The organism is Streptococcus sp. HMSC034E03 (assembly GCF_001811505.1).
Lineage (GTDB): Bacteria > Bacillota > Bacilli > Lactobacillales > Streptococcaceae > Streptococcus.
This window is the reverse complement of the sequence record NZ_KV805000.1, coordinates 61,721-62,055: the sequence shown is the minus strand read 5'-3', so window position 1 is coordinate 62,055 and position 335 is coordinate 61,721. Positions and strand designations below refer to the sequence as shown.

Here is a 335-nt window from a genome sequence, read left to right as displayed (position 1 = left end):
CATATGGAACAATTACATTTTATCACAAAACTGCTCGATATCAAAGACCCTAATATCCAGATTCTAGACATCATCAATATGAATACCTACAAAGAAATCATCGCTAAACTGGACTACGACGCCCCATCTTGCCCTGATTGCGGAAGTCAAATGAAGAAATATGACTTTCAAAAACATTCTAAGATTCCTTACCTCGAAACGACTGGTATGCCTACCAGAATTCTTCTGAAAAAGCGTCGATTCAAGTGCTATCAGTGCTCGAAAATGATGGTCGCCGAAACCTCTCTCGTCAAGAAGAATCATCAAATCCCTCGTATTATCAATCAAAAAATTGC

General features: G+C 38.5%; 1 protein-coding gene. It reads left to right on the top strand.

Annotation, left to right across the window (positions count from 1 at the left end; translation table 11 throughout):
* Positions 1–3: 3 nt before the first annotated feature.
* The coding region (locus HMPREF2805_RS09495; RefSeq protein WP_148131646.1) for a transposase family protein at positions 4–335 on the top strand (332 nt) is incomplete at its 3' end.